Genomic DNA, 3,189 nt, shown 5'->3' on the forward strand with positions numbered 1-3,189 from the left:
GGTTATTCAACACCCACAGCCAGGCCTGCTCCGGCCACTTCGGGGCCCAACTGATGACGCCCAGCAACGCAGCGCCGCCCAGGGCGGCAATCGCCGTCAGTGTCAACGCCAGGGCGGTGGCGTAGATCGACAGGCGCAGGGACCGGCGCGCAACAATCCACGGGCAGGCCAGCAGCAGCCAGAAGCCAATCAACGGTTTGTCCTGGTTCAGGTACATCGAGAAAGGCACGGCGTCGTCCGTAAAACGCTGCGGCGCGATCCCGCGACCGTTGTAGAACCCCGGCAGCCAATGCATCGCCAGCCCCAGCGCCAGCACGATAAACAGCCCGTGGCCCAGATAGCGTACCCACGGGTTTCGCTGTTGCCGCACGGCAAACCCGGCCAACAGCAGCATGGCGACGGAAAGCGCCGCCATTAACCCCAATTGCCCGTAGCTCAAGGCAAGTACATAGCCGATGGAAAAAAGCGCCAGGTACAGCCATGGCAATGCAAGCATGGGGAATCCTTGTGACAGTCAAAATCTGAGGGCGGCAGTATACCGAGCGTCACCGACGGTAAAAATGAAAACACCGCCAGGGAAGGCGGTGTTTTGGGTAGCGCGTGTCAGTTACGAGGCAATCAACTGCCGCAACACGTAGTGCAGGATCCCGCCGGCCTTGAAGTACTCGACCTCATTGAGGGTGTCGATGCGGCATAGCACTTCGACCTTCTCGCTGCTGCCATCCTCACGGGTGATCACCAGCGTCAGGTTCATGCGTGGCTCGATCTCGGCGTTGGTCAGCCCGAGGATGTCGATCTTCTCCTTGCCGGTCAGCTTGAGTGCCTTGCGGTTCTGGTCCAGCTTGAACTGCAGGGGCAGCACGCCCATGCCCACCAGGTTGGAACGGTGAATCCGCTCGAAACTCTCGGCGATCACCGCCTTGACCCCCAGCAGGTTGGTGCCCTTTGCCGCCCAGTCACGGCTTGAGCCGGTGCCGTATTCCTGGCCGGCGATCACCACCAGCGAGGTGCCCGAGGCCTGGTATTTCATGGCGGCGTCATAGATCGGCATTTTCTCGCCGGTAGGGATGTAGATCGTATTGCCGCCTTCCTCGCCGCCGAGCATTTCGTTGCGGATACGGATGTTGGCGAAGGTGCCGCGCATCATCACTTCATGGTTGCCGCGACGCGAGCCGTAGGAGTTGAAGTCCCGCGGTTCGACGCCTTGCTCGCGCAGGTATTTGCCGGCCGGGCTGTCGGTCTTGATGTTGCCGGCGGGGGAGATGTGGTCGGTGGTCACCGAGTCCCCCAGCAATGCCAGCACGTTGGCGCCCTTGACGTCTTCGATCACCGGCAGCGGGCCGCCGATGTCGTCGAAGAACGGTGGGTGCTGGATGTAGGTGGAGTCCTTCTGCCACACGTAGGTCGCAGCCTGCGGCACTTCAATGGCCTGCCACTGTTCATCACCGGCAAACACCTCGGCGTATTCCTTGTGGAACATCTGGGTGCTGACTTGCGCAACGGCGTCGGCGATTTCCTTGCTGCTGGGCCAGATGTCCCGCAGGTACACCGGTTTTCCGTCAGAGCCGGTGCCCAGTGGTTCGCTGCTGATGTCCATGCGCACGGTGCCGGCCAGGGCATAGGCCACCACGAGGGGCGGGGAGGCCAGCCAGTTGGTTTTCACCAGGGGGTGCACCCGGCCTTCGAAGTTACGGTTGCCCGAGAGCACCGAGGCCACGGCCAGGTCGGCTTTCTGGATAGCTTTTTCGATCGGCTCGGGCAGCGGCCCGGAGTTGCCGATACAGGTGGTGCAGCCATAACCCACCAGGTCGAAGCCCAGCTTGTCGAGGTATTGGGTCAAGCCTGCCGCTTTGTAGTAATCAGTCACGACTTTGGAGCCCGGCGCCAGGGAGGTTTTCACCCAGGGCTTGCTCTTCAGTCCTTTCTCCACGGCCTTTTTCGCCACCAGTCCTGCCGCCATCATCACGCTCGGGTTGGAGGTGTTGGTGCAGGAGGTAATGGCCGCGATCACCACCGCGCCGTTTTTCAGGCGATAGGTCTGGCCTTCGAAGTCGTAGTCGGCTTCACCGATCAGGTCGGCGTTGCCCACCGCAACACCGCCGCCGCCTTCGCTTTCCAGGCGGCCTTCTTCCTTGTTGGTGGGCTTGAATTGCAGGTCGAGGAAATCGCTGAAGGCCTGGCCGACGTTAGGCAGCGAGACACGGTCTTGCGGACGTTTCGGCCCGGCCAGGCTGGCTTCGACGCTGGCCATGTCCAGCGCCAGGCTGTCGGTAAAGATCGGCTCCTGACCTGCATTGCGCCACAGGCCCTGGGCCTTGGTGTAGGCCTCCACCAGTTTGACGGTTTCTGCAGGACGGCCCGACAGGCGCAGGTAGTCCAGGGTTACTTCATCCACCGGGAAGAAGCCACAGGTGGCGCCGTACTCCGGGGCCATGTTGGCGATGGTCGCGCGGTCGGCCAGTGGCAGATCTGCCAGGCCGTCGCCATAGAATTCGACGAATTTGCCGACCACGCCCTTTTTACGCAGCATCTGGGTGACGGTCAGCACCAGGTCAGTGGCGGTGATGCCTTCTTTCAGCTTGCCAGTGAGCTTGAAGCCGATCACTTCCGGGATCAGCATCGACACCGGCTGCCCGAGCATCGCGGCTTCCGCTTCGATCCCGCCCACTCCCCAGCCCAATACGCCGAGGCCGTTGATCATGGTGGTGTGGGAGTCGGTGCCGACCAGGGTGTCGGGGAAGGCATAGGTGCGGCCGTCTTCATCCTTGGTCCACACGGTGCGGCCGAGGTATTCCAGGTTGACCTGGTGACAGATGCCGGTGCCCGGTGGCACTACGCTGAAGTTGTCGAAGGCGCTCTGGCCCCAGCGCAGGAAGGCGTAGCGTTCGCCGTTGCGCTGCATTTCGATGTCGACGTTTTCCTGGAAGGCGCCGGTGGTGGCGAACTTGTCGACCATCACCGAGTGGTCGATCACCAGGTCCACCGGTGACAGCGGGTTGATGCGTTGCGGGTCACCGCCGGCCTTGGCCACGGCGGCGCGCATGGCGGCCAGGTCGACCACGGCGGGCACGCCGGTAAAGTCGTGCATCAGCACCCGGGCGGGGCGGTATTGGATCTCGCGGTCGGAGCGGCGCTCCTTGAGCCAGGCGGCAATGGCCTTGAGGTCGGCGCCGGTGACGGTCTTTTCGT

At 62.8% G+C, this 3,189-nt stretch carries 1 protein-coding gene and 1 pseudogene; both read right to left on the reverse strand.

What is annotated here, in order from left to right:
• A pseudogene (locus HX846_RS01525) lies at positions 1–496 on the reverse strand (CPBP family intramembrane glutamate endopeptidase); the annotation flags it as partial.
• A gap of 111 nt (positions 497–607) precedes the next feature.
• A partial coding sequence (acnA, locus tag HX846_RS01530) for an aconitate hydratase AcnA (RefSeq protein ID WP_178964828.1) occupies positions 608–3,189 on the reverse strand: 2,582 nt, incomplete at its 5' end.

It is taken from the genome of Pseudomonas sp. K5002 (genome assembly GCF_013386655.1).
Lineage (GTDB): Bacteria > Pseudomonadota > Gammaproteobacteria > Pseudomonadales > Pseudomonadaceae > Aquipseudomonas.